Source organism: Roseivirga sp. UBA838 (genome assembly GCF_002296035.1).
In the GTDB taxonomy this organism is placed as follows: Bacteria; Bacteroidota; Bacteroidia; order Cytophagales; family Cyclobacteriaceae; genus Roseivirga; species Roseivirga thermotolerans.
The window spans coordinates 112,307-138,242 of sequence record NZ_DBHC01000032.1 but is presented as its reverse complement, the minus strand read 5'-3'; the positions used below and the strand labels follow the sequence as shown (position 1 = coordinate 138,242).

Below are 25,936 nucleotides of genomic sequence, written 5' to 3'. Positions count from 1 at the left end.
TTAATGTATTCCAATTCCGTAGTAGGTGTAGCCCATTTCTCTCAGCTCTTCACGGTCATAAATATTTCTGCCATCAAAGACAACTTTGTTCTTTAAGAGCTTACCTACAACACTGAAATTTGGTATTCTAAATTCGGGCCACTCAGTGACTAAAAGAAGTGCGTCTGCATCTACAAGCGTGTCGTATTCATCTTTCGCATAGGTGATTTTGTCCCCCAAATCTCTTTTGGCTTCTTCCATTGCCACCGGGTCAAATGCCTTGACTTTTGCTCCGGCCTCGAGAAGCTGATTAATAATTACTATAGAAGGAGCCTCCCGCATATCATCAGTTTTGGGTTTAAAAGACAGCCCCCAAATGGCAAAGGTCATTCCACTCAAATCATTTCCAAAGTGCTTCTTTACCTTAGACACCAGAACTGATTTCTGATTTTCATTTACATCTTCCACAGCCTTAAGAACCCGCATGTTATAGCCATTTTCCTGAGCTGTCTTTATCAATGCTTTTACATCTTTTGGGAAACATGACCCACCATAACCTACTCCAGGATATATAAACTTAGTGCCTATACGAGAATCGCTTCCAATACCTTTTCTTACCATGTTCACATCGGCTCCCATGATTTCGCACAAGTTGGCGATGTCATTCATAAAGCTAATTTTGGTAGCTAGCATGGAGTTGGCTGCATATTTGGTCATTTCTGCAGAAGGTACGTCCATAAAAATCGTAGGGTGTCCGTTCAGTAGGAAAGGCTTATAGAGTTTCTCCATAATTTTACGAGCCCTTTCAGACTCTACCCCAACCACTATTCTGTCGGGCTTTAAAAAGTCTTGAATGGCGGCACCTTCCTTTAAAAACTCCGGATTTGAGGCTACATCGAAGGACAAGTTGGCGCCTCGCTTATCTAACTCTGATTGTACTGCGTCTTTTACTTTTTTGGCTGTTCCAACTGGCACAGTGCTCTTGGTAACCACTACAAGATAATCAGACATATGCTGACCAATTTCGCGAGCTACAGCCAACACATACTTAAGGTCTGCACTTCCGTCTTCTCCTGGAGGTGTACCCACGGCAATAAACACGGCTTCAGCATCTTTAAGATTATCCTTCAGGCTGGTTGAAAAATGCAGCCTCCCTTTTTCAAGGTTATTGCTAACCATTGGTTCCAGACCGGGCTCGTAAATGGGCATTTTCCCGTTTTTTAAGCCTTCTATTTTTTTCTCATCGATATCTATACAGGTCACATCGATACCTACTTCAGAGAAGCAAGTTCCCGTTACAAGACCCACGTATCCGGTTCCAACAATTGTTATTTTCATGGTTTAAAATTTGATCAAACTTAAAATCTACTCAAAATTAGTGCTTTAGGCTTCGATTAAAAGCAATTTTTTATCGTTTACTGGTAGTCTTTATAGGTTAAAGACCTGAAAGCCTCTTTTGCCAGTTCCACGCATCGCGCATGGACTCTTCCAAAGAGTACTTGGTTTTCCAATTCAGGATTTTTGCTGATTTTTCTACTTCTGCATATACCTTCTCTACATCGCCCGGTCTTCTTGAACCAATGGTGTAGTTCAGGGAAAGGCCGGTTACATTTTCAAAAGCTTTTATGGCCTCCAATACTGTATTGCCTCTTCCTGTACCTACATTGATAACATCAAAGTGACTCGTCTCAGCAATAGAGTTGAGGTGTGCAATGGCCTGAACGTGAGCATCTGCCAAGTCCATTACATGAATATAATCTCTTATGCACGTACCATCTGGCGTGTCATAATCGTTACCGAAAACGGTAAGCTTTTCTCTGATTCCAGCTGCAGTTTGAGTGATGAATGGAACCAAGTTGTTGGGTACTCCCAGAGGAAGTTCTCCAATTTCGGCTGAAGGATGAGCCCCGATAGGGTTGAAGTACCTAAGGGCAATAGACTTCAGCGCCATGCCACTTTTAACGGCATCTTCGATAATTTCTTCACCTATTTGTTTGGTGTTGCCATAAGGGCTGCTGGCTGGCTTTTTGGGAGATTCTTCAGTAACTGGTAGTTTATCGGGTTCGCCATACACAGTGCATGAAGAAGAAAAAACCAGACTGTTGCAGTTGTGCGCATGCATGGCTTCAAGTATCGTAACAAGCCCTGCAACGTTAATTCTGTAGTATAACAATGGTTTCTCTACCGATTCGCCTACAGCCTTTTTAGCGGCAAAATGAATCACTCCGGCTATCTGGTGTTCTGAAAAAATCTTATTTAGCAGAGGCTCATCTAAAATGCTGCCTTCGTAGCAGGTAAAACTCTTGCCGGTTATTTTCTTCAATCGATCAAGAACCGATTTATCAGAATTAGAAAAATCATCAAGAATAATCGGGTTAAATCCTTCTTCATGGAGCCGTACTGTAACATGCGAACCAATGTAGCCGGCCCCTCCGGTAACTAGAATATTTGTCTGCATAACCCAAAAATAGTCCTTCGAGACCAGTATGTAATGAAGTCCTGTTATTTTTGTGAGAAAATTGAGCCTGAGGTCCTATGAATGAAAAAGTAAAACAGCTTTCACAAGAAATTGAGTCGTTTGTGGCAACCAGCCAGGAACAACTGGAGGAATATAGATTAAAGTTTATAGGACGAAAGAATGTAATCGCAGATCTTTTTGCGGAGATGAGAAATGTTCCCAATGAGGAAAAGAAGGCTTTCGGGCAGGCAGTAAATGATTTAAAAACACAGGCCAAAGAAAAGTTTCAGCGACTTATTGATGCCCTTAACGACTCAGGTGGAGGAGTGGAGGAGTATCCGGATCTTACATTACCCCCAATAACCGGAGAGTTTGGCTCAATACATCCTCTTTCGGCAACAAGGAATAGATTCATACAGATATTTGAAAGAATAGGATTTAATGTTTCTACCGGGCCGGAAATAGAAGACGACTGGCATAACTTTACTGCACTAAACTTTCCGGAGAATCATCCGGCACGCGAAATGCAGGATACTTTTTTTATTGAAAAGAACCCTGATATTGCTCTGCGCACGCACACATCCAGCGTCCAGATACGGGTCATGGAAACCGAAAAACCTCCAATTAGGACACTATCTCCAGGGCGTGTTTTTAGGAACGAAGCTATTTCGGCCAGGGCACATTGCGTGTTTCATCAGATGGAAGGGCTCTATGTAGATAAAGGGGTTTCATTTGCCGATCTTAAGCAAACGCTTTATCACTTTGCCAAGGAAATGTTCAGTAAGGAAACACAAATTCGCTTTAGGCCAAGCTTTTTCCCTTTTACCGAACCTAGTGCAGAGATAGATATCTCTTGCCAAATATGCCATGGCGATGGCTGCAATATTTGTAAGCATACCGGTTGGGTTGAAATTGGAGGTTCGGGAATGGTAGATCCGAATGTGTTGGAAAACTGTGGAATTGACTCTAAGGTATATTCCGGATTTGCCTTTGGTATGGGTATTGAACGTATTACTATGCTCAGGTACGGAATTAAAGACCTTCGTCTTTTTACAGAAAACGATATCAGGTTTCTTCGTCAGTTTAATGCCTTGTAATGAAGCTGGAGCAAATAAAAAAGATAGCAGTAGTAGGAGCAGGGACAATGGGGCAGGGAATTGCCCAAGTTTGTGCCATGGCAGGGTTTGAGGTACTTTTATATGATGTCAATGAAGACTCGCTGCCCAAGGCATTAAAAGGGATAGAAAGAAACCTGGATAAGGGTATTGAAAAAGGAAAGGTATCAGTTCAAGATAAAGCGGATTGCCTATCACTAATTCAAACCGTAAATACTCAGGCAGATTTATTGGCCGATCTAATCATTGAGGCAATCGTTGAAAGACTCGATGTAAAGCAACAATTATTTCGTGCGCTGGAAGAAATAAACAACGACCGAACCATACTGGCCACCAATACCTCTTCTATTCCTATTACGAGAATAGCCTCCGTTCTAAAGTGTCCACAAAATGTAGTGGGTATGCATTTTTTTAATCCGGCACACATAATGAAGTTGGTGGAGGTGATTTCAGGAGCTGCTACTGACGCTCAGGTAGCTGGGCTTGTATACGACCTAGCCATCAAAATTGGCAAGGTGCCTGTAAGAGCGGCAGATGCCCCTGGGTTTATAGTAAATCGAGTGGCTAGACACTTTTATGTGGAAGGTCTCAAGGTTTTGGAAGAAGGCGTGAGTGATGTAGAAGGAATTGACAGGCTCATGGAGGCCAGCGGCTTTAAAATGGGGCCGTTTCGGTTAATGGATCTTATTGGTGTTGACACCAACTACTCTGTGACAGAGTCTATGTTCAATGCCTTTCATCAGGATGCCAAGTTTAGACCTTCCAGAATTCAACAACAAAAGGTAGATGCCGGCCATCACGGTCGAAAGACAAAACGTGGATTTTATTTCTACGACTGATTAAAGCAGTTGGTCAATAAGTTTGTCAATGGTCAGGCCTTCCGCTTCGGCCTTGAAGTTTCGCACAATCCTGTGTCTAAGTATCGGTTTTGCTACGGCCTTTACATCTTCAATATCGGGCGAATACTTTCCATTGATTAATGCATTGCATTTAGCGGCAATTATAAGGCTCTGAGAAGCTCTGGGACCAGCTCCCCACTCAATATAGTCTTTGGTAATCTGAGGTGCTCTTTCACTTTCGAATCGGGTTTTATGCACAAGGTTTACTGCATATTCCACCACATTGTCTGCAACGGGCACTCGCCTTACCAAGTGTTGGTAATTAATCACTTCTTCAGCCCCAAGAACATGATTTACAGTTTTGGTATCGTCACTGGTGGTGTTTTTCACAATATCCACCTCCGACTGAAAGCTAGGGTAGGTCAACGTAATGTTAAACAGAAAGCGGTCGAGCTGCGCCTCGGGTAGGGGGTATGTTCCTTCTTGCTCAATTGGATTTTGTGTAGCTAACACAAAGAATGGCCGATCTAATGGGAAATACTGTCCTGCAACAGTCACAGAGTATTCTTGCATGGCCTCCAAAAGTGCGGCCTGAGTTTTGGGTGGTGTACGGTTAATCTCATCGGCCAAAATAATATTGGCAAATACGGGTCCTTTTATAAACTTAAAATTCCTGTCTTTGTCTATGGTTTCTGCTCCGAGAATATCAGATGGCATAAGATCTGGCGTAAACTGAATGCGCTTAAAACTTAAGTCTAAAGCAGAAGATATAGTTTGAATGAGTAATGTTTTGGCCAAACCGGGAACACCAACAAGGAGACTGTGCCCCTGACAGAAGATGGAAGCTAGCAATAGATTCACTACCTCCTCTTGTCCAATAATGATTTTTGAAATTTCTGATTTAAGCTTCTGAAAATCTTCGAAGAACTTATCGGCCAGGGCCACATCTGAAGTCTTGCTCATATTTACTGGTTCTTTATTATACCGCAGCGGTTATATTCCGGAGCTACTTCAATATATACTTCTTTCATTTTGTCCTGAAGGTATTCTTGCCGTTTTCGAGCTTTTTTCATTTGAGTGGTAGCAGCCTTCAGTTTTTCGTAGTCGTCAGTTAGGTTGGCCCTATGTGGAGGTACTTTCTTTTTGAAATAAATAATACGGGCAATTTGCTCATCGGCACTCACTTGAACGGTGCTAGCCTTAGAAATTTCTCCCTCCTTCATTTTATCTATTTCAAAGAACAACTCCGGATCCAGGCTGTTGGCAGGCACTCTCAAAGAGCCAAATTGGCCTGCAAAATAGCCCCCGTTTACTTTGGTTTGATCATCGTCTGAGTATTGCTTTGCGGCTTCCTCAAAAGTGATTTTTTTGGCGAGAATTTCCTCTCTTAGGCTATCGAGGTATTGAACGGCCTCTTTCACATCGTCTTGAGTGGGCTTAGGAATTAAGATAATATGCCTGCTATTGTATTCATTTCCCCGTTTTTCGATAAGTTGAACAATATGGACACCAAACGAAGATTCAAAGGGCATGCTTATTTCTCCCGGCTTAAGTGCCAGTGCTGCTGCTTCAAAAGCAGGATCCATAGTGCCACGCTGGTTGAAGCCTAGGTTGCCTCCATTGGCACTTGTGGGGCCTTGAGAGTTCAGCGTAGCCATAATTTCAAAGCTTTCGCCTTTCAGAATTCTTTCGCGTATACCCAATAATTTTTTCTTGAGTTTTTCTATTTCCTCTCGGTCTACTTCAGGGTTTTTGGTTATCACTCCCACTTCATACTCCATGGAGTAAAGTGGCAAACTGTCTCTTGGTATGCTGTTGAAAAGCTTTCTTACCTCATTGGGTGTAACTGTCACATCAGAAACTACATTGGCTTCTTGTTCCTGGATTAAAAGCTGCTGGCGAATATCGGGTCTCAACTCGCTCATGATCTGGTCTAGCGATTTGTTGTAGGCTTGCCGAATGGCATCTTCTGACCCAAAGCGTTGCATAATTTGCTGAGCTCGAGACTGCATTTCATAATCCAGACGAGATTCGTCAACAACTACTGAATCGATTTCGGACATGGCCAGCATCACTTTACTTTCTACCATTTCCTTAAGGAGCATGCAGCGGGCGTCTCCATCGAATTGTAATGCATTTGGGCTGCTTAAAAACTGGAGGTAAGCTGACTCCAGCTCACTTTTCAAGATAATCTTATCGTCTACCTTGGCAATGATCTTATCCACTACCTCTCCTGTTTGTGCCTTGAGGTTCATGGAGAACGCCAAAAGCAACACCGCCACCTTAGCGATATATCTTGTAGTCTTCATTTTCTTTAGCTTTTTGAAAAATTTCGTTTTCCAGAGTTTTGGCCAACGCTACTTTTCTCTTGTTCAATAGTATATTCTTGATGTCTTGCTTCACAAACTCCAACGGGGATATCTCCTCAGAAATTTTGTAGTCGTCAATTTTGAGGAGGTAAAGATAGAGAGAATCTGTTTCTTCGGTATATCGGGTGTTTTTCAGAAACTGAATCTTGTTGGTGAGTGTGGAAAAAGGGGTGTTCTTAGTAATATCATCAAACCTAATCCAAGTTGAGTCTTCTAATGAATAATTGTTTGCAAATTGAAAGGCATAATCTTTTAAGGCAGACAGGTCTTGGGGTCTCGATGATTTTATCCATCTGCGAATGTCGGCCTTTTTAGGGGCTTGTTTGTTCACTTTCATAAACCGGCCACGGATAATGTTTTGCCGCAGGGCAAAATTCTCCTGGTTTTCGGTATAGTAGGCAAGTATTTCCTCATCAGTCACAGTTGTATCTAGCAGTTGCTGTACTCTTAGCTTCTGATACTCATATGAAAGCAAGGTGTAGCGATAGTCGGCCACTTTTCTCTCTATTTCTGACTGATCGATTCGAACATTGCTAGTGGCTTCTCTAATAAGGAGCTCTTTTTTGATCCAGTTGTTCACATATTGCTCGGTAATTCTGGCGCTATCTTCGGCCGACATACCGGGTTCTATAAGGTTGGCAATATCGGCTTCGAAAAGAAAAGAGTTACCTACGCTGGCTACCAATGTTTGGCTATTGCCGGTGCCTGGGCTATCGCTTACAAAGTAGTCGCATGAGAGCACCACAAGCAAGGACGTTAGTACTATGTAGGTTGCGTTTTTCAATATTTTACCAAGGCTTTCAGAGCCTGTTTGTTAATTTTTACTTTGGCATCTTGCCTTAACTTTTTGACCCATTCTTTATCCAGTTGTTCTTGATAGTCCGACATCACTAAACCCTTAATTTCATTGAGCGGTTGAGGGCCTGCCGGCAATAGTTTTAAATAAAGACAGGCATTGTTTTGTTCTGAAATCAACCAATCGCCAGGTTGGTTTTTCGCAGGATCAAAATTAGATAATTCGCTCACCAATAGATTTCTTTTAGCAAATTTTAACGCCTCTGTTTCAGATTCGGTAAGTTGGGAGAGAAACTCTTCAGGGTTTTTCAATGCCTCTTCGGGTACTTTCTTAGATAAAATGTGTTGGAGTGCAGAAGCTTCGTAGTTGCTGATGATTAGGCACTGAACGCGTTCATCTATATTATATTTCTTTTTGTGTTTCTGATAATAGGCTTCTAATCCAAGGCTGTCTCCAACGGCTTCATTCCATACCTTTTGCTGCATTATTTCGAAGAGCAAAAGCCCTTCTTCATATTCTTTGAGTAAGAAGCCATATTCGGGATATTTAGTTGGAGCTATGGAGTCTTCATGGGCTATGATAAAGTTTTTTTCGAACCTGAAATACGATTCAATGAGCTGGTCTTTGGTATAGCGCACATTGAAACCGGGGAGCTGATCTACAAACCGGGCAACCGTTGCCGGGCGTCCGCCATGGGTAAATAGGAGCTTGTTTGCCACTTCTGTTGACAGTATCTGCTCTTTGTCTAATCCACTGATTTGGTTAAAAATTATTTCCAGAGAGTCTTTGGACTGAGTGAAGTTGCTTTCTTTTTTCAGTTTTTTCAAAAGCTTGTCTTCTTCCAGCACACTGCGACCCATGCGTTTCAACAGCACGCTAATTTCTCCCTTTTTTACTTCATATGGCTCTAGGGGCTGCTTATCATCGAGCCTCACGATATGCCAGCCAAATTGGGTTTCCTGGGGTGTTGTCCATTCTCCTGGGGTGTTCAGTTCAAAGGCAATGTCCAAATAGTCATCGGGCAATTGCCTGCTTCCCGCCCAAGGCAGTTTACCACCTTCAAATTTGGTGCCTTGGTCATCGGAGTATTTTCGTGCCATCACGTTCCAGTCAGCACCGTTTTTTAGGGAGTCGTAGATGCTTTCGGCCCTTGATTTAGCTGCTTCAGAACCTCTTTGCTTTGAAAAGAACAGGTGTGATGTTTTTACCCTTCCTCGGTTGGGTCTCTTATCGTTTACGTATACAAGGTGGTAACCGAAGTTGGATCTTACCACGTTGGATACTTTGCCTTTTTCTGTAGAATAGGCGGCATCTTCGAATGGGGCAACCATATGCATGGCTCCAAACCATCCCAGCTGTCCGCCAGTAGGAGCACTCCCGTCTTCTGAAAATCTTCTGGCCATTTCCTGAAATTCGGCCGCTGAACCAATGGTATTTCTTAAACTATCCAGGAAGGTATAGGCTTTGAGGGTATCGGCCGGAGAGGCTGTGGGCGATAATTTAAGCAGAATGTGTGCCGCGTTAATTTCGGTTTGCATTCTGCGGTAGGTTTCTTTTAATAGTGCTTCTTCAGCCTCGGGGTTGTCTAAGTAGGGTTTTCTTACTTGAGCTATATATCCTTTGAGCTCTTCCTGAAAGGCGGTTGCGGTATCTAGCCCTGCATTTCTCGCAGCTCGTACTTTCAGCTTAAAGTTTATATACTGTTGTAGGTAGTTGTAGAGCGAATCGTAAGCGATGGACTGAGCTTTTGAACGATTTTTGTTAAAGGCATAGAGCAGCTCTTGTGCCGAAATGGCTTCATCGTCTACTGTTGCTACAATGCTTTGCTGGGCTTTAAGGGAGAAAAAGGGAAATGCCAGCAGAAAACAGGTGAAAACTACACGCATACCACAGAAACTTATGCTTCCAGTTTTTTAAACATTCTTAGTTTGTTTCCATCGCTGGTGGATTGGAGTTCTATATCATCCATTATTTTTTTAACGAGCATAATGCCAATACCACCTTTGTTTTTCTTTTTAATAAGGTCTTCCAGGTTGGGTTCGTTGTAATTCACAATGTCGAAGGTGTCTCCTTTATCTACAATCTCAAACCACACACCGGAGGCCTCGAATTTAATGTTTAGCCGAACGCTTTCCAGTGGGTTCGATTGCAGCCCATGGATAATAATGTTTGCGCAAACCTCGTCTACAGCCAGAACCATCATGTTTACTTCTATCTCAGGTATGTTGTGCGAGTACAACACATCTGTGACAAACTTGCGCATGAGCCTGAGTTTGTTTTTGCTACTCGGTATGTCGAAACTATATGCCATTGAGTGCTTTTTGTGCCTCTTCTTTATTTTCTTTTATCGTTAATAACTGGTCTAACCCTAAAATGGCAAAGACCTTTAAGACTTTCTCAGAAAGCCCAAATAAGATAAAGTTGACTGAGTTGGTTGATATTTCTTCTATATAAGACATGAACACGCCAAGCCCTGCAGAAGAGATGTAGTTAAGATTGGTACAATCAATGAGTATATTTTGGTGGTGTTCGTCAAATGCATCTCTTATGGCCTTGTCAAGGTTTATAGCCGAGCTGGCATCTGCATCTCCTTCTACGGCTATGAGCAGATAATTGTTTTCTTCTATTCGATTAATGTTGATCATGTCCTTTTATTCTACGTGTATTAGTTAAACTTGATCACTACCATGGTGTAATCATCATTGAGGTCTTTTGTTCCGCAAAACTCATAGAGTTTGCCAATAAATATTTTTTGAATCATTACCGGATCGTAATGTGCATTTTTCTCCAGAAGCGACTTCATTCGGTCATAACCAAACTCTTCGCCCTGGGCATTGGAGGCTTCTGAAATGCCGTCTGTGTAAAGCACCAAAATGTCGTCTTTTTCAAAGGCAAGTTCATTAATATGAATAAACTTTCGGAAGCTATCATTGCGCAAAATGCCGAGTCCGAGTCCTTTATTCTGGAAATACTGCGCTACTTTATCTCTTTTACTATAGTATAGTGTTGGGCAATGACCGGCTCTCGAAAACTGCATGGTTTTGCTATGGGTGTCCAGAATAAAATAGGTTAGCGTAATGAAAGAGGTTCGCTCCAGGCATTGACTTAAAGCTTTGTTGGCCCTAAATAAAAATTCATCGGCCGGCAGATCCATTTGGGCTAGCGATTGAAAGATGCCCTTCATCTGAGACATGTGAAACGCAGCCGAGGTTCCCTTGCCCGATACGTCTCCTATTACTATGGCAAACTTATGATCACTCAGCCTGAAGGTATCATAATAATCGCCCCCAACTTCGGCAGCGGCAATGGTAAAGGCATGAATACTAAAGTTTTCGTCATGGTCGAGCTTTTCCGGTAGTAGAGCTCGCTGCACACGTTTGGCAATATCCAGCTCCTCTTTATAGCGTTCATTAGAAATGGCCTCACCCATGAGCCGAAAATTTTCGATAGAAATGCTGGCCTGGCTTGCAAAGGTGTTAATGATGTTGATCATTTCCTTATTAAAGCCATCGCTCACCTCGCTGAGCAGATACATAAATCCGGTTACTTTATTTTGTACCGTTATAGGCACAACAAATACCGATTTGTAACTGGATTTTTTGAGAGTTACTAAAATGCGGTCTGTATCGGTGTTTGAGCTGCTAAGAGGGTTTTTCATTACGGTGCGGCTCTTGCTGCTCATTACCTGTTCCTTCACCCGGTTAATGCTTTCACGGCTAATGTTTTTGTTTATAAAATGCACTGTGCTTTCATCCTTACTCACTTCTATCCAGCCGGCTGTGGCATATACAGCGTTCATCGATGAGGTGAGTAGAATATCGAAGATTTGCTCTTCATTTTCTCCACTTTGAATGGATTGACTGAGCCGTTGGAAGTTAATGGCTTCCTCCATTTTGCGCTCGAATACAGACGATGTGGGCAGATTAAAGAGAATAACCAGAAGCGAAAATACACTATAGAATAGCAAAAAGGTGAATAGTGTAATTACAAATAGACTCTTGATGGGATTGAGGAAATCCATGGATTCGGCCGGAGGCACATAGAGTTCGGCAAAGAAGTAGAAAATGTAGATGGTGATGAGCACAATGAGTAATATGCTCTTCCACTTTTGCTTAAAATTAAGGTAGGCCACCCACTTTAGGTTTCCGGAGAGAATGATAGACATGAGGGCCATGGCCGCAAAGACTATTTTAAAAATCAGACTTTCTTCCAGCTCTAGCCCGGTTAGATTAAAGAATATAGACCCAACCACAAGTAGTTCGAACGCATGCCAGTAAAAGAGCAGCCTTTTTGACTTCTGATATAGAATGAGCTTTTTCCAAACCGTAAAAGTAGAAATGAGAAATACCGAAATGATGGCGGTATTGACACTAGTGATGAAAACGTTTAGAAACTCGTTTTTGGCCAATACGGTATCGGCAATGGAGTCATAAAACAGCCTAAAAGCCAGGGAGATAATGGTGGTAACCAGGCCTATCGCAAAAACTCTCCAAAGCAGGTCTACAAAGTTGCCGCTATCTACTTTTCGTATTCTGAACCTATAATAAACAATGATGAACACATAGAAAAAGTCCATCAGCAGGAGGGGGATGCTGGGCGAAATACCCAACTCTACTCCATTTTTAATCGCAAATACTTGTAAAACGTCAATCAACGAGGCTATAAGCCACAGAAGTATGGCCAGCACCATACTAAGGCGCATGTAGAACTTCGGAGTGAGTTTAAAGTTAATTGACATGACTTCGACCGAAGTTACAAATTATACCATTCGGTTGATAGTTGATAGACTTCTAGCGTAAAGTCAGTCCTAACTCGACCAATTGCTCACTGTTTATGACAGACGGTGAGTCTATCATCACATCTCTTCCTGATGTATTTTTCGGGAAGGCAATGTAATCTCTTATAGTTTCTGAGCCACCAAACATTGCACAAAGCCTATCGAAACCAAAGGCGATTCCTCCATGGGGAGGAGCACCATATTCAAATGCATCCATTAAAAAGCCAAACTGTGCTCTTGCTTCGTCATCGCTAAAGCCCAGATGTTTGAACATGAGTTGCTGAGTGGCTTTGTCGTGAATTCTAATAGATCCACCCCCAATTTCTACTCCGTTAATCACCAAATCGTAGGCGTTGGCTCTTACTTTTCCAGGGTCAGTGTCTAGCAACTGAATGTCTTCTTTGAGAGGAGAAGTAAAAGGGTGGTGCATAGCATGGAACCTTTCGGTTTCCTCGTCCCATTCCAGTAGAGGGAAGTCTACAACCCAAAGCGGCTTAAATTCATTGGGGTTCCTTAGTTCCAGCTCTGAGCCCATATGTAGGCGCAGTTCATTCATTTGTTTTCGTGTACTGGCCGCTTGGCCGGAAAGCACAAGCAGTAGGTCGCCCGGTTGAGCTCCCGCCTTTTGAGCCCATTCTGCTAAATCTTGTTGTGAATAAAACTTATCTACAGAAGACTTATAAGTGCCATCGGTGTTACACTTCACGTACACCAGCCCCTTGGCACCTATTTGAGGTCTCTTCACAAAATCGGTGAGTGCATCGAGTTGTTTGCGGGTATAATCTGCACAGCCCTTGGCGCATATGCCCACCACTAATTCGGCCTGGTCAAATACGTTGAATCCCTTGTTTTGGGCTACATCGTTGAGTTCAACGAACTCCATTCCAAAGCGTACGTCTGGCTTGTCGCTGCCATATCTGCTCATGGCTTCAGCATAAGTCATTCGTGGAAACTCTCCCAGTTCTACACCTTTAATGCTGCTAAATAGGTGGCGAGTCATGCCTTCAAACGTGTTGAGCACGTCATCACGTTCTACAAAAGACATTTCACAGTCTATCTGAGTAAACTCTGGCTGACGATCGGCACGTAAATCTTCGTCTCTAAAACATTTTACAATTTGAAAGTATCGGTCGAACCCTGAAACCATAAGCAATTGCTTAAAGGTTTGAGGTGACTGTGGCAAAGCATAAAACTCACCCGGATTAATGCGTGAAGGAACCACAAAGTCTCGGGCGCCTTCTGGCGTTGACTTAATCAGCACGGGGGTTTCAACCTCTACAAACTGCTGATTGGCCAGGTAGTTTCTTACAGCAATGGCCATTTGGCTTCTCAGTTCCAGTTTTCTTCTTACTGTGCCCCTTCTCAAATCGAGGTACCTGTATTTCATTCGAAGGTCTTCACCTCCGTCAGTTTCATCTTCAATAACAAAAGGAGGGGTTTTGGCGGCATTCAAAATTTCGAGACTCTGCACATCAATTTCAATAGCTCCGGTGGGTATTTTGTCATTCTTGGCGTAGCGTTCAACCACCTTGCCTTTAACTTGCACCACAAACTCTCTCCCTAGTTTTCGGGCTGTTTCCATGGCCGATGCCGAAGATCTCCCTTCCTCAAGCGTTAGCTGAGTAATACCATACCTGTCGCGAAGGTCGATCCACAATAAGCCTCCCTTGTCTCTAACCTTTTGTACCCAACCGGCTAAAGTTACTTCTTCTCCTACCTGTTCTATTCTAAGCTCTCCGCAGTTATGTGTTCTCAGCATGGACTTCTGTTAAAAATGAGTGGCAAATTTAGTAATTGTTTTAGCATTTGGGCTTAATATTGACTTGAAAACGAAGCCTATGGAATTGAGCGTCCACTCTGATGAACACTTTATGAAACAAGCCTTAAAGCAGGCCAATATAGCCTTTGAAAAAGGGGAGGTACCTGTGGGTGCAGTAGTGGTGGCCGAAAACCGAATTATAGCCCGGGCGCATAACATGACAGAGCAGCTTACGGACGTTACGGCTCATGCGGAAATGCTGGCCATAACGGCTGCTTTCGATGCCATAGGTGGAAAATATCTGAATGAATGCACTTTGTATGTTACCTTAGAGCCATGCAACATGTGTGCAGGAGCCTTGTATTGGGCTCAACTGGGTAAATTGGTATTTGGTGCAAGCGATCAAAGAAGAGGATTTACCCTGAACCCTAAAAATTTACTTCACCCGCGAACAGAAGTGGTGAGGGGTTTGTTAGAAAACCAGAGCGAAAGCCTGCTGAAGCAGTTTTTTGCTCAACTGAGATAAAAGTTAAATTTTTGTTGAATCATAAAATTACACAACATGGCATTTGAACTACCAAAATTACCTTATGCCTATGATGCGCTAGAGCCGCACATAGATGCAAGAACAATGGAAATTCATCATGGCAAGCACCATGCTGGCTATACAAATAACCTCAACAATGCAGTATCCGGAACCGACATGGAAGGCAAAAGCATTGAAGACCTTTTGGCTAATCATAGCGACAATGCGGCCATTAGAAACAACGGAGGAGGTTTCTACAATCACAACCTGTTTTGGGCAGTAATGTCGCCCAATGGAGGAGGCGAACCTTCCGGTGAGCTGGCCGATGCAATCAACTCGGCTTATGGCTCGTTCGATGGGTTTAAGGACGCTTTTTCTAAAGCAGCTGCAACTCGCTTTGGTTCGGGCTGGGCTTGGCTTTGTGTACATTCGGGAGGAAAAGTAGAAGTTTGCTCATCGCCCAATCAGGACAATCCGCTCATGCCCAATGTAGGCTGTGGTGGCCTGCCAATTCTTGGACTCGATGTTTGGGAGCATGCATACTACCTCAACTATCAGAACAGAAGACCAGATTATATCTCTGCTTTCTTTAATGTAATAAACTGGGAGGAAGTGAGCCGAAGATATGCTGAGGGAAAATAACCTCAACTAAATGATGTGCAAAAGGCCACGCAAAAATGTGTGGCCTTTTATTTTTCCTAAAAAAGAATTGTTTTTTTATGGTCATCTCAATTACATTAGATAGCCATTTAATTTTTTCAATAATAAGTTAATCTTAACTATGCTTAAAAGAATACTAGCGGTAATGGCCTTTGCAGGCCTATTTACCCTCAATTTACACGCGCAGATCGAAGAATTTGAGTTTGGAGATGTTAGTGTCGAAGATCTTGCCATGACGGTTTATCCGAAAGACTCCGGGGCTGTGGCCGTTTATCTACTCGATAAAGGTTATGCGTTTATGGTACAGTCTGACCTAAGCATGATGCTTGAGGTGCATGTGCGCATAAAAATCTTAAAAGAAGAAGGTCTTGAATACGGAAACGTTTCGCTTCCTTATTTGAGAGGACAGTCTGAAATCACCAAACTTAAGGCCGCAACCCACAACCTGGTAGATGGCAAAGTGGTGACTACAGACATTAAACGAAGAGACTGGGTAGATGAAACCATCAACGATGATCGCAGGCTCAAGAAGTTGTCGTTTCCCGATGTTAAAGTTGGCTCTATTATAGAGTATAGCTACAGCCGCAAAACAGGAGACATTGTGAATCTTCCGGCATGGGTATTTCAGACCAATATTCCGGTTAGATACTCCGAATACAAAATAGACATTCCTTCTTTTGGTATATACCAACCCAATTTTCAGGGATACCATCCGGCTGCCTATGTAAACAATACCTCAGGGGTCAATCATATCGTAATGAAAGATGTTCCGGCTCTCAAAAGAGAACCATACATTTCTACGCTGGAAAACTACAGGTCTAAAATAGACTATGAGATTAAGTCGATTAACATCCCCGGCTATATCAATAAAACCTACATGACCGACTGGAACGATATTAACAAAACCTTGTACGAGTCCAGTCAATTGGGAGATGTAGTGTATAACACCGGGCCATTACGCCAAATTTATCCGGAAGAAAAAGGCTGGACAGCCAACAAAGAAAGTCTTGTGGAGATATTCAACTACGTAAGAGATCATTTTAAATGGAATCAACGCTTTGCTTACGGAGTGGTAGACCGTTCTAAAAAGTTGTGGGAAGCTGCTGAAGGAGACAACGCGGATATTAATGTAACCTTAGCCCAGTTTTTAACTAAAGCCGGTTTTCAAGTCTATCCTGTAGTTCTTAGTACAAGAGGTCATGGCTACTTGAAGCAGTTCGTACCCCTTGTTAAGCAGTTCAACTACATGGTTATTTGTGTTGATATGGATGGAGAGCGTATTCTGCTGGATGCTACCGACAAATATCGACCGTACAATGTATTACCTCCCAGAGCGCTAAATGGTGAAGGACTTATGGTACGAAAAGGAGGTCTCGAATGGATTGACCTTCGAACCAATAATGAAATGGATTCCAAAACCGTATCGGGGCAATTTAGACTCAACGAAGATGATGTGTTGGAAGGAAAAGTAGAGGTGAATTTCTATGGGTTGGCTGCTTCGCGAATAAGGAAGTCTGTGTATGAGAAAAAGGAGAAGCAGAACACCACCGAAGAAAAAGAAGATGAAAAGACCGAGGAGGAAGACGAAATTAAGGACTACGAGGCCGGGGAAATAGAAAACGCAGTATTGGAAAACGAATCCAACCCGGAAAAGGAGCTTGTACTTAAGTACGATTTCACTCTTGAAGACAATGTGAATATTATTGGAGACAAGATTTTCCTTAACCCATTCATTATTAAGACAGTAAAGGAGAACCCATTTAAACTGGAAAACAGGAAATTTCCTGTTGAACTGCCTGCGCCTTTAATGGATACCTACCTCTTTCAGTTTAAGCTACCCGAAGGGTTTGAAGTGGAAGAGTTACCGGAATCTCAAAACCTTGTATTGCCGGATGGCGGAGGAAAGTTTATGTTCATTAGTGGGGTTCAGGGAGACGAAGTTCAGGTGATGATTAGGCTGCAGTTGGCCAAAACAGTCTATTTACCACAAGAATATGCCGGGTTGAAAGAACTCTTCAACCTAATTGTGATGAAACAAGAGCAGCAGATAGTGTTGAAAAAGAAGGCAGAATGAGGCTCACGATTACCTTACTTTTTCTACTTGGCCTGGTGCAGGCCAATGCACAGAATTATGCTGTGGAGAGCATACCCGAAAACCTGCGCAAAGGTTCAGATGCAGTCATTCGAAAAAGAAGCATAGAAGTAGAGATTTTAGATGAAAAAACGGCAAATCACAAAGAAGAATTTGTGGTTACCATTTTCAATAAAGATGCTGTTAGTTTAGGCTATTTTTATGAGGTCTATGACAAACTGAGGAAGATAAAGGGGATTAACATTAACTACTACGACAAAAATGGTAAGCTGCTAAAGCGAGTTAAAAACCACGAAATACAGGACTTCAGCGGATCCGATTCGGGTGAACTGGATGATTCTCGGGTGAAGTACTATGAGCCCGAACCTTATGATTTCCCCTTTACGATGGCCTACGAGTTTGAATTCGAATACTCAAGTACCATGTGGTTTCCTAATTTTATACCCTCTTTTGGGCAGCGTATAGGTGTAGAGTATGCTTCTTATAAAGCAGTGGTTCCGGCTCTGTATGAGCTGCGTTATAAGCTTTTTAATGGCCTCGAAGAACCCGTTTCTACCATAAATGATAAAGGCAATAAAGAGATGCTTTGGGAGATTAGGAACCTTGAGCCATTCAAAAAGGAATATATGAGCTCAACCCTGAATTCAATGATTCCGCATGCCCTTATTAGTCCCTCTACTTTTCAGATGGAAGGTTACTCTGGCGACATGAGCAGTTGGGAGGCTTATGGAGAATGGCAGGCCAAACTAAATAAGGGAAGAGATGAACTAACGGATGAAGTGAAAGCAGAAATCAGCCGGTTGGTTGCCAATATCGATGACCCCAGGGAGAAGACCCGTAAAATCTACCAATACATGCAAAGTAATACACGCTATGTAAGTATTCAGTTGGGTATTGGAGGGTATCAGCCGTTTCCTGCCAAAGAAGTCATTAGAACGGGATATGGCGACTGTAAGGCACTCACTAATTACACTTATAGTTTGCTGAAACATGCCGGTATAAAATCGAACTATGTAATCATAAAGGCCGGAGAAAACGAGAGAGACATTCATGTCGATTTTCCTAACCCAAGATTTAATCATGTGATTTTGGCGGTGCCTTTTGAGAAAGACACTGTGTGGCTGGAGTGCACCAATCAATTGGCTCCGTTTAACTACTTAGGGGATTTTACAGATGACAGACACGCCCTCTTGATAACAGATGAAGGCAAAGGTAAAATTGTAAAGACGCCAAAGTATACGGCAGAAGATAACCTGATAAGCAGAACTATACGGGTGACCATGGACACCGATGGTAATGCTCAGGTGAAAGCCCAAACAGACTACACCGGTGTGTACTATGGAAACTTGTTTTACCTCGCCAGGGACGGCAAAGAAGACCAGAGGAAGTATCTGCTCAATAGCATTGACCTTCCTACATTCGATTTAGGAGATTTTTCGATAGAGGACAATCGCATGGGTGAGGAGCCTGTGTATACTGAAAAAATAAATTTTCAGGTTAGAAAATTTGGAGCAGCCAGTGGTAAAAGAATGTTCATATCGCCAAATATTCTGAGCAGACTGAACGAAGCTCCTCCAAAGAGTGAAAACAGGAAAGCTGAGTTGAGAATACAACGTGGGCAGCTCATGGTCGATACGGTGAAAATTCAACTTCCGGAAGGATACAGGCTTGAGTTTCCCGGAGAAGACCAGGACTTGACAACGGAGTTTGGTTATTACAAAGCCCAGTACTCGTTCGACCATGAAACGAATGAACTTACCTATGTAAGGCATTTTCAACTCAATGATGGTACCTATGCACCGGACCGCTACGAAGACTACCGGTCATTCTTGAGAGACGTAGTTAAACTGGACAAGACCAAACTAGTGCTAATTGGGAGCACCTAAGAGCAACTATTAATTACTCTGCAGCCAAGGATTTTGACCCTTGTTGCAGAGTAATTCTAAAGCCTATTGTTGTGCTGCTTCGCGAATCATAACCGTGATTTGCTCCGTAGTGGTGCTTTTAGAAAGGCTTTCGGCATGCTGTGTAATATCTAGCCCATATTCTTCAGCCTTTTCACTTACGCGCATAGGAATTATCAGGTTGGTGAGCTTGAAAAAAGTGTATGAAAGCCCAAAGGTGAAGGCTCCTACCAGAAATACTGAAGCCAGGTGACGTAAGAAAGTAGTGGTTTCTCCATAGACCAGGCCTACCTCTTGAGCAAATACTCCGGTTAGTATCATGCCCACAATACCACCTACGCCATGACAAGGAAATACATCGAGTGTATCGTCAATCCCCGTTTTGTTCTTATAGTAAACTACAATATTGGAGACAATGGCCGCACAGACCCCTATAAAAACACTTTGACCAATGGTAACAAAGCCGGCTGCCGGAGTAATAGCTACGAGGCCCACTACTGCCCCAATCGAAGCACCCATTCCGGATATTTTTCTACCCATAAGAGCATCATATAACACCCAAGCCAACATGGCTGCTGCCGAAGCCACTGTGGTGGTTGCAAAGGCTAGTGCCGCTGAGGAGTTGGCACCCAATGCCGAACCGGCATTGAAACCGAACCAACCGAACCAAAGAAGGCCTGTTCCCAGAAGCACAAATGGCACATTGTATGGCTTATGTGCTACTCCGTGGCTTTTTCGCTTACCTAAAATTATGGCTGCAGCAATGGCGGCAAACCCGGCAGACATGTGCACCACTGTTCCTCCTGCAAAATCAAGAACCTCCCACCTGCGCAATAGTCCATCGGGGTGCCATGTCATATGAGCCAAAGGGCAGTAGATAAAGAGGCTGAACAGAATGATGAACAGTAAAAAACCCGAGAACCGAACGCGTTCGGCAAAACTACCAGTTATTAATGCGGGAGTTATGATGGCAAACTTCATCTGAAACAGGGCAAACAAAACAAAGGGAATAGTAGGGGCAAGGTCGGGATGGGTAGCTGCTCCTACTCCATTGAAAAACGCAAACGTCATGGGGTTTCCGAAAACTCCACCAATAGAGTCTCCAAAAGCAAGGCTAAACCCTACCGAAACCCAAACAAGGGTAATAATACCCATGCAAATGAAACTTTGAAGCATGGTAGAGATCACATTTTTGCGACTCACCATACCACCATAAAAGAATGACAGCCCGGGAGTCATGAGCAGCACAAGGCCCGTGGCGGCCAACATCCAGGCCGTATCGGCACCGCTAATGTTGGGGTCGTCAAAACCTGTGAGCGTACCACTATCAAAAAGTGAAACAAGAGCCAGTAAAATAAGGAGGACGAATGCCGGAAGCCATTTTTTCATCATTTTCCAATTTATGATTAGTTAATGGTTCATTTTTGAACCAAAAAATATCTGTATGACGAAAAATAATAATGAATAGGTTGTTTTTTGTTCGGTGCGTTTAACTATTCAGTAAATCGTTTGAAAAAGGGGAAAAAAGAAAACGTCATTCCGGGGGCTTCGTCAGAGGATGTTGTCATTCTCTACTGAGAGAAAGACCAACCCCGAAGCATTTCCCGGAATGACGTTAATTGTATGCCTGACCGGCCGATTAATTCAGCTTGGTCTTTATGGCATCGATTTTCACTTTGGCATCTTGTCTACCAAGGTCATAAGCCTTTTGGTAGGCCGTTAAAGCCAGCTGATAGCTGTTCTTTTTCTTGGAAGGAGCCAACTTTGTTCTTTGTGCAGCCAAGGCATAAGCCTCGCCCTGTGTGTAGAAGGCATCGGCCTCACTAATTTTAAAGCTAGCTCTCAAATCAGCGATCTGCTGGTTCAACATTTCAAGCTCCAAAGCTTTTGCGGCAATCTCCGCATCTTGATTGCTGATGGTTTCTTTCTGCATATTGTTCAGAACCATCAACTTTTGGTTATTATCCTTTTCAGTCTTCAACTGAGCCTCTAAAGTAGTAATTTCTGCTTTACGTTGCTCCAAATCGGCTTTCAAGGTTTTAATGGTTTGTGAATATGCATTTTGAGCTGAGCGAGACTCTTTCACAGTTTTTTCCAATTTGCTGATTTGCAAACTTGTTTGCTCAATGTAGTCTTTGAGGTCGGTCATCTGCTCCAGAAAATCCTCATGCTGATCGGAGTTTTCAAGAGTTACTTTCAGCATTTGCCTGCTAAGGTTAATAGAGTCCATTAAGCTAATGGCAGTCATAAGGGTGGCCGAGGCTTTTTGAGCACTCTCCAACTCGCTGGAAACACTATCCAGCTTGGTTAGCAAGGTGGTGTTTTCAGATAAGAGTTGCTTTTTCTCCTGGTTACAGGCCAATACAGATATTGCCAGTAAGGAGATGATCAGATACTTTTTCATTTTCTATTCAAAATTCATGCATTGGACGCAAGAGTCTTGAAAGGTCACAGGAGATAGTGACTTATTATTCTACTTTTTTTCTAAGAGACTTTTCAGTTCGTTCAGTTCATCTCTCAATCTGGCGGCTTCCATAAAGTCTAGTTCTTTAGCAGCCTTTTCCATGGACTTTTGGGTTTTTTCGATCATTTTTTCCAGAGCCGGTTTGCTCATATAGGCCACTACGGGGTCGGCTGCTACGGAGTGTTCCTCAGGTTCGGCATAATAGTTCTTCTTGTTTTTCTTTGAATCAGCCACACTGGTCTGGTTCATAATGGCCTCTTTAGACTTACGAACTGTCTTTGGAGTAATGCCATGAGCCTTGTTGTATTCTATCTGAATGCTTCTTCTTCTGTTGGTTTCGTCAATAGCTTCTTGCATAGATTGTGTCACCACATCAGCATACATAATTACCCTTCCGTTTTCGTTTCGGGCGGCTCTTCCTATAGTTTGTATTAACGAACGCTGATTTCGCAGAAAACCTTCTTTGTCTGCATCTAAAATGGCCACCAGAGAAACTTCTGGCAGATCCAGCCCTTCGCGTAGCAAGTTCACCCCTACGAGTACGTCAAAAATACCCAACCGAAGTTCTCTCAATATCTCTACCCGGTCTAGCGGATTCACTTCTGAGTGTATGTAGCGAACCTTTACCCGGGCTCGCTCCAGGTACTTGGTGAGTTCTTCTGCCATACGTTTGGTAAGGGTAGTCACTAGTACGCGTTCTTCTTTTTTCACCCGGTCATCAATTTCCTCTAGCAAATCATCGATTTGATTTACACTAGGTCTAACATCGATAATTGGGTCAAGTAGGCCGGTGGGGCGAATAATTTGTTCAACCACTTCTCCTTCTGTTTTATTGAGCTCATAGTCTCCGGGGGTGGCCGATACATATATCACTTGGCTGGTAAGTGCTTCAAACTCATCGAACTTTAGTGGGCGGTTATCGAGTGCCGAAGGAAGCCTGAAACCGTATTCTACCAGATTTTCTTTTCTTGAACGATCTCCTCCCCACATGGCCCTAACTTGTGGTACGGTTACATGACTCTCATCTATTACCAAAAGGTAGTCATCCGGAAAATAATCGAGCAAACAGAAGGGGCGCTGACCTTTTTGCCTACGATCGAAATAGCGGGAGTAGTTTTCGACTCCTGAGCAATAGCCTAGTTCACGCATCATTTCAATGTCAAATTCGGTACGCTCTTTCAATCGCTTGGCTTCAAGAAAACGTCTCTCCTTTTCGTACTGTTCTAGCCTTTCTACTAGGTCATCTTGTATTTCTTTAATGGCTGTATGCAATACCTCCTTGCCTGTTACGAATAGATTGGCGGGGAATATAGTGATGATCTTTTCATCCGATATTTTCTTTCCGGTAGCCGGGTCAATCTGCTGAATGGCCTCAATTTCATCGCCCCAGAAGTAGATGCGATAGGCGAAGTCTCCATAGGCAATGAAAATGTCTACGGTATCACCTTTTACCCGGAAGGTGCCTCGTTTGAACTCTGCTTCGGTTCTACTATAGAGGATATCGACCAAAGCAAAAAGCAGCTGGTTTCGGGCCACCACATCGCCCACCTGAAGACGAACTACGTTTTTGCCAAACTCATCCGGATTACCAATACCATAGATGCAGGAAACCGAAGCAATCACTATTACATCTCTTCTGCCTGTGAGCAATGAGGAGGTGGCGCTCAGTCTCAGTTTTTCAATTTCATCATTGATGGAAAGATCTTTCTCTATGTAGAGGTTGCTGTTAGGGATAAAAGCTTCCGGCTGATAATAGTCGTAGTAGGAGATAAAGTACTCCACGGCATTTTCAGGAAAGAACTGTTTGAATTCTCCATAGAGTTGTGCAGCCAGGGTTTTATTATGGCTCAAAATGAGTGTAGGCCTTTGTGTTTGCTGGATAACATTGGCAATGGTAAAGGTTTTACCAGAGCCGGTAGCCCCCAGCAACACCTGATAAGGCTCACCCGCTTCTACATTGGTAACCAATTGTTCAATGGCCCTGGGCTGATCGCCAGTTGGCTCAAACTCAGAAGTGATTTTGAAGTCCATTCTACAAAGCTAAAAATGCTTTGAAAACTCAAAGCATTTTTAGTCATTGTTGTTTAAAGTGGAAAGGCCTCTAGTTAAATAATTTCATTCTCAAAAATACTCCTGTAATCGTAGCCCCATTTCCTGAAGAGGCAGAATAGCTCCAATTCACTTCTCCACCTATTGATAATTCTTCACTGATTGGATAAGCAGCAGCTAATCCCAATGTCCAATATCTAAAGGTGCCTGTACCATTCAAAACCCTTTTAACATTCCTTGACATCACAACATCGTCAACAGTAAAAGTAGTGACCCATGTTTCATAAAGTGGATAGGTAAGTATGCTAAATCCACCTTTAAAATCAAATCTGAGTTTTTCAAAAATCATAAATCTTCGACCTAGAAAAGAAGAAAACGAACCAAGGTTGAATCTACTTTCTAGATCTACATTGTATAAAACTGATCGGTTATAATTGGCTTGAATAAAGAGCTTTTGACTAACATTATAATTTACTCCTAAGCCATAAGACCTTCCATCGTCATCTTTAATAACATCTCCGTCACTATCTAGAATTCTTCTCCAGGTATCTACATTTGAATATTTAAGTTCAATATCCAGTTTTTTAGTCCAGTGAGAGGTGCTTTGTGCAAATGCCTCACTTGATAAAATGACTAAACCTATTAGAAGTAAAGTAAATTTGATTCTTATCATCTGTACCATTCCATGTTAAATGTAAATTGAGACTTACCCGCTCCAGTTTCAATCCTGAGCCCTTGTTCTAAACCCGCAATAGAGGCAGTCTTATATAAAGCAAGTGTTGCACATTTATCGAAAGGGAATGAATAAAGTAAGGTTTGCTTTTCTTCAAATTTGAGCTTTGCTGAAACTTTTCCGGCAGGTTTGCCTTCTTTACTGAAGTCTCCAGATACTTCAACATTAATCTCGCTGGTGCTAACATCTGTAATTTTATATGAAATTGCTAAAAATAGATTGTCTTCGTCTAGCAACCAATTAGAATCAAGTAGCGTGTTCACATCTTTCCATTTCTTATCACTTGCGTCACTCCTACTTACTCTAAACTCACTCCAGACTTTTGCCACATTGGTATTAATAACTGCGTCATTATTCACATCAAAAGAGATGTCATCTTTTGTAATTGCATACATGTTCATTAGGTTTCTATTCCAGAAACCCGCTCGAAGATTTTCTAGAAGTCTAAAACGAGCCATTGTGGGTCTTACTATATCTCCAGCTTGTAAGCTGGCGCATAGGATTCCATTATTAGGAATTGGCTGAGGGGTTTGGCCAGTGTTTTGGTTGTTATATGGGGTGCTGCCATCGCCATCTAATGGGACAATTACGAGTAATGGGTTTTCCATGGCATATGCATCATCAATGTTTTCTATCACTTCGAAGTCATAGTTGTCTAAGTTGTTTAGACCATTCTGTAATGTATGGCTATTTGCAGTATTGCCATTTGTTGACTTTGGTATTAATTTATATCCGTAATTTGTGGTCTTTGTGTCATCCAACGGGTCAAAAGAAACGGTTATAGGTTTATTAGAATTTGAATGCTTTTCTGCTAAATATGGTCCGTAAACTCCAAGATTATTTTCTTTTAGATATGATTCTAAATCTGAAATTTGTTCATCGACTGAACTCGATCTTTGTTGACCAGCAATTTCAAACCCTTGAGAAATTGGCCTGAATCTTTCAGCAAATTTCCCTAGTTCGGCACCATTTACTAAAGTTCTTTGACTAGGGGAAACTGAAAGTAATTCTGCAAAACTTGCTTCAACTTCTCCGGCATGTTCTTGAAATGCATACCCAAGAAGTTCTTGTCTGGCATCACTACTTATCATAACATGACTGACTAGTTTAGCAGTATGATCCATTATTTGAATCATTTCTTTTTTTTGATCAATTATCTCGGGTTGTGTATCTTTTTGAGGATCACAGCTGAGGAATAAAACTGAAAATAGAAAAAGGTAATAATGTCTTTTCATGTGCTTATCGTTTACTTTAATAAGTATATAAGTTCATGAAAATTTTCTAATTATACAATAGGGTGTTGAAATGTGGTGATATAGTAAAAATCTGTATAGAGTTACTTACTTAAGTCGCAAGAAGTATATTTCTGAACCTTGCCTCCATTTGTGTCCTCACAAATGGCTGTTAAAAGACGCT

At 42.4% G+C, this 25,936-nt stretch carries 21 protein-coding genes; 6 read left to right on the top strand and 15 right to left on the bottom strand.

Annotated elements, in window-relative coordinates:
- Positions 1-1,317: a UDP-glucose dehydrogenase family protein gene (locus B3O12_RS11090; RefSeq protein WP_189628578.1), complete on the bottom strand. Its 1,317-nt coding sequence runs from the start codon at positions 1,315-1,317 to the stop codon at positions 1-3.
- Between the two features lie 97 nt (positions 1,318-1,414).
- Complete coding sequence (gene galE, locus B3O12_RS11085) at positions 1,415-2,437, bottom strand: UDP-glucose 4-epimerase GalE (protein WP_286756329.1); 1,023 nt, start codon at positions 2,435-2,437, stop codon at positions 1,415-1,417.
- Between the two features lie 77 nt (positions 2,438-2,514).
- Here galE and B3O12_RS11080 point away from each other — a divergent pair, with 77 nt between their 5' ends.
- A complete protein-coding gene (locus B3O12_RS11080) occupies positions 2,515-3,534 on the top strand; it encodes a phenylalanine--tRNA ligase subunit alpha (RefSeq protein WP_189628576.1) in 1,020 nt (339 codons plus the stop codon).
- Positions 3,534-4,391, top strand: a complete 858-nt coding sequence (locus B3O12_RS11075; RefSeq protein ID WP_286756328.1) for a 3-hydroxyacyl-CoA dehydrogenase NAD-binding domain-containing protein — start codon at positions 3,534-3,536, stop codon at positions 4,389-4,391. The genes B3O12_RS11080 and B3O12_RS11075 overlap by 1 nt, the downstream gene beginning before the upstream one ends.
- On the opposite strand, the gene B3O12_RS11070 is transcribed toward B3O12_RS11075, so the two are convergent.
- The 8 genes from B3O12_RS11070 to aspS are packed head-to-tail and all read right to left on the bottom strand — an operon-like array spanning position 4,392 to position 14,092.
- A complete protein-coding gene (locus B3O12_RS11070; RefSeq protein WP_189628574.1) occupies positions 4,392-5,354 on the bottom strand; it encodes an AAA family ATPase in 963 nt (320 codons plus the stop codon).
- A 2-nt stretch (positions 5,355-5,356) separates the two neighbouring features.
- Positions 5,357-6,700 (bottom strand): peptidylprolyl isomerase, encoded by a 1,344-nt coding sequence (locus B3O12_RS11065; protein ID WP_189628573.1) that lies wholly within the window; start codon positions 6,698-6,700, stop codon positions 5,357-5,359.
- The gene (locus tag B3O12_RS11060; protein ID WP_189628572.1) at positions 6,675-7,544 is read right to left on the bottom strand and encodes a DUF4817 domain-containing protein; all 870 of its coding nucleotides are present in this window, start codon (positions 7,542-7,544) and stop codon (positions 6,675-6,677) included. The genes B3O12_RS11065 and B3O12_RS11060 overlap by 26 nt, the downstream gene beginning before the upstream one ends.
- Entirely contained in the window at positions 7,541-9,442 is a 1,902-nt protein-coding gene (locus tag B3O12_RS11055) for a peptidylprolyl isomerase (protein WP_286756327.1), read from the bottom strand. Before B3O12_RS11055 ends, B3O12_RS11060 begins: the two co-directional genes overlap by 4 nt.
- An 11-nt stretch (positions 9,443-9,453) precedes the next feature.
- On the bottom strand, positions 9,454-9,867 hold the full coding sequence (locus B3O12_RS11050) for an ATP-binding protein (RefSeq protein ID WP_189628570.1): 414 nt from the start codon (positions 9,865-9,867) through the stop codon (positions 9,454-9,456).
- Positions 9,857-10,201, bottom strand: coding sequence for an STAS domain-containing protein (locus tag B3O12_RS11045; RefSeq protein WP_189628569.1), 345 nt, complete (start codon positions 10,199-10,201; stop codon positions 9,857-9,859). The genes B3O12_RS11050 and B3O12_RS11045 overlap by 11 nt, the downstream gene beginning before the upstream one ends.
- A 20-nt stretch (positions 10,202-10,221) precedes the next feature.
- Positions 10,222-12,294 carry a GAF domain-containing SpoIIE family protein phosphatase gene (locus tag B3O12_RS11040; protein ID WP_229838491.1) on the bottom strand — a complete coding sequence of 691 codons (2,073 nt, stop codon included), beginning with the start codon at positions 12,292-12,294 and terminating at the stop codon, positions 10,222-10,224.
- 52 nt (positions 12,295-12,346) lie between these two features.
- Entirely contained in the window at positions 12,347-14,092 is a 1,746-nt protein-coding gene (gene aspS, locus B3O12_RS11035; protein ID WP_286756326.1) for an aspartate--tRNA ligase, read from the bottom strand.
- 79 nt (positions 14,093-14,171) lie between these two features.
- Between aspS and B3O12_RS11030 the strand changes: the two genes are divergently transcribed.
- The 4 genes from B3O12_RS11030 to B3O12_RS11015 all read left to right on the top strand — a co-directional run bounded on the left by B3O12_RS11030 (position 14,172) and on the right by B3O12_RS11015 (position 19,256).
- The gene (locus tag B3O12_RS11030; RefSeq protein ID WP_286756325.1) at positions 14,172-14,618 is read left to right on the top strand and encodes a nucleoside deaminase; all 447 of its coding nucleotides are present in this window, start codon (positions 14,172-14,174) and stop codon (positions 14,616-14,618) included.
- A 36-nt stretch (positions 14,619-14,654) separates the two neighbouring features.
- Entirely contained in the window at positions 14,655-15,260 is a 606-nt protein-coding gene (locus tag B3O12_RS11025) for a superoxide dismutase (protein WP_189628566.1), read from the top strand.
- A gap of 139 nt (positions 15,261-15,399) precedes the next feature.
- Positions 15,400-17,352: a DUF3857 domain-containing protein gene (locus B3O12_RS11020; protein WP_286756323.1), complete on the top strand. Its 1,953-nt coding sequence runs from the start codon at positions 15,400-15,402 to the stop codon at positions 17,350-17,352.
- Positions 17,349-19,256, top strand: a complete 1,908-nt coding sequence (locus B3O12_RS11015; protein ID WP_286756322.1) for a transglutaminase-like domain-containing protein — start codon at positions 17,349-17,351, stop codon at positions 19,254-19,256. Before B3O12_RS11020 ends, B3O12_RS11015 begins: the two co-directional genes overlap by 4 nt.
- A 63-nt stretch (positions 19,257-19,319) precedes the next feature.
- On the opposite strand, the gene B3O12_RS11010 is transcribed toward B3O12_RS11015, so the two are convergent.
- From B3O12_RS11010 to B3O12_RS10990, 5 genes are all read right to left on the bottom strand, one after another.
- On the bottom strand, positions 19,320-20,666 hold the full coding sequence (locus B3O12_RS11010) for an ammonium transporter (protein ID WP_414706602.1): 1,347 nt from the start codon (positions 20,664-20,666) through the stop codon (positions 19,320-19,322).
- Between the two features lie 247 nt (positions 20,667-20,913).
- Positions 20,914-21,678 carry a hypothetical protein gene (locus tag B3O12_RS11005; RefSeq protein WP_189628561.1) on the bottom strand — a complete coding sequence of 255 codons (765 nt, stop codon included), beginning with the start codon at positions 21,676-21,678 and terminating at the stop codon, positions 20,914-20,916.
- A gap of 69 nt (positions 21,679-21,747) precedes the next feature.
- A complete protein-coding gene (gene uvrB, locus B3O12_RS11000) occupies positions 21,748-23,769 on the bottom strand; it encodes an excinuclease ABC subunit UvrB (protein ID WP_286756321.1) in 2,022 nt (673 codons plus the stop codon).
- Positions 23,770-23,839: 70 nt separating this feature from the next.
- Positions 23,840-24,460: an outer membrane beta-barrel protein gene (locus B3O12_RS10995; protein ID WP_286756320.1), complete on the bottom strand. Its 621-nt coding sequence runs from the start codon at positions 24,458-24,460 to the stop codon at positions 23,840-23,842.
- Complete coding sequence (locus B3O12_RS10990) at positions 24,457-25,755, bottom strand: hypothetical protein (protein ID WP_286756319.1); 1,299 nt, start codon at positions 25,753-25,755, stop codon at positions 24,457-24,459. The genes B3O12_RS10995 and B3O12_RS10990 overlap by 4 nt, the downstream gene beginning before the upstream one ends.
- Between the last annotated feature and the right edge of the window lie 181 nt (positions 25,756-25,936).

Excerpts from the sequence above, each read along its gene's own strand:
- B3O12_RS11090 (WP_189628578.1), bottom strand. The coding sequence starts at position 1,317 with ATGAAAATAACAATTGTTGGAACCGGATACGTGGGTCTTGTAACGGGA.
- galE (WP_286756329.1), bottom strand. The coding sequence starts at position 2,437 with ATGCAGACAAATATTCTAGTTACCGGAGGGGCCGGCTACATTGGTTCG.
- B3O12_RS11080 (WP_189628576.1), top strand. The coding sequence starts at position 2,515 with ATGAATGAAAAAGTAAAACAGCTTTCACAAGAAATTGAGTCGTTTGTG.
- B3O12_RS11075 (WP_286756328.1), top strand. The coding sequence starts at position 3,534 with ATGAAGCTGGAGCAAATAAAAAAGATAGCAGTAGTAGGAGCAGGGACA.
- B3O12_RS11070 (WP_189628574.1), bottom strand. The coding sequence starts at position 5,354 with ATGAGCAAGACTTCAGATGTGGCCCTGGCCGATAAGTTCTTCGAAGAT.
- B3O12_RS11065 (WP_189628573.1), bottom strand. The coding sequence starts at position 6,700 with ATGAAGACTACAAGATATATCGCTAAGGTGGCGGTGTTGCTTTTGGCG.
- B3O12_RS11055 (WP_286756327.1), bottom strand. The coding sequence starts at position 9,442 with ATGCGTGTAGTTTTCACCTGTTTTCTGCTGGCATTTCCCTTTTTCTCC.
- B3O12_RS11050 (WP_189628570.1), bottom strand. The coding sequence starts at position 9,867 with ATGGCATATAGTTTCGACATACCGAGTAGCAAAAACAAACTCAGGCTC.
- B3O12_RS11045 (WP_189628569.1), bottom strand. The coding sequence starts at position 10,201 with ATGATCAACATTAATCGAATAGAAGAAAACAATTATCTGCTCATAGCC.
- B3O12_RS11040 (WP_229838491.1), bottom strand. The coding sequence starts at position 12,294 with ATGTCAATTAACTTTAAACTCACTCCGAAGTTCTACATGCGCCTTAGT.
- aspS (WP_286756326.1), bottom strand. The coding sequence starts at position 14,092 with ATGCTGAGAACACATAACTGCGGAGAGCTTAGAATAGAACAGGTAGGA.
- B3O12_RS11030 (WP_286756325.1), top strand. The coding sequence starts at position 14,172 with ATGGAATTGAGCGTCCACTCTGATGAACACTTTATGAAACAAGCCTTA.
- B3O12_RS11025 (WP_189628566.1), top strand. The coding sequence starts at position 14,655 with ATGGCATTTGAACTACCAAAATTACCTTATGCCTATGATGCGCTAGAG.
- B3O12_RS11020 (WP_286756323.1), top strand. The coding sequence starts at position 15,400 with ATGCTTAAAAGAATACTAGCGGTAATGGCCTTTGCAGGCCTATTTACC.
- B3O12_RS11015 (WP_286756322.1), top strand. The coding sequence starts at position 17,349 with ATGAGGCTCACGATTACCTTACTTTTTCTACTTGGCCTGGTGCAGGCC.
- B3O12_RS11010 (WP_414706602.1), bottom strand. The coding sequence starts at position 20,666 with ATGATGAAAAAATGGCTTCCGGCATTCGTCCTCCTTATTTTACTGGCT.
- B3O12_RS11005 (WP_189628561.1), bottom strand. The coding sequence starts at position 21,678 with ATGAAAAAGTATCTGATCATCTCCTTACTGGCAATATCTGTATTGGCC.
- uvrB (WP_286756321.1), bottom strand. The coding sequence starts at position 23,769 with ATGGACTTCAAAATCACTTCTGAGTTTGAGCCAACTGGCGATCAGCCC.
- B3O12_RS10995 (WP_286756320.1), bottom strand. The coding sequence starts at position 24,460 with ATGATAAGAATCAAATTTACTTTACTTCTAATAGGTTTAGTCATTTTA.
- B3O12_RS10990 (WP_286756319.1), bottom strand. The coding sequence starts at position 25,755 with ATGAAAAGACATTATTACCTTTTTCTATTTTCAGTTTTATTCCTCAGC.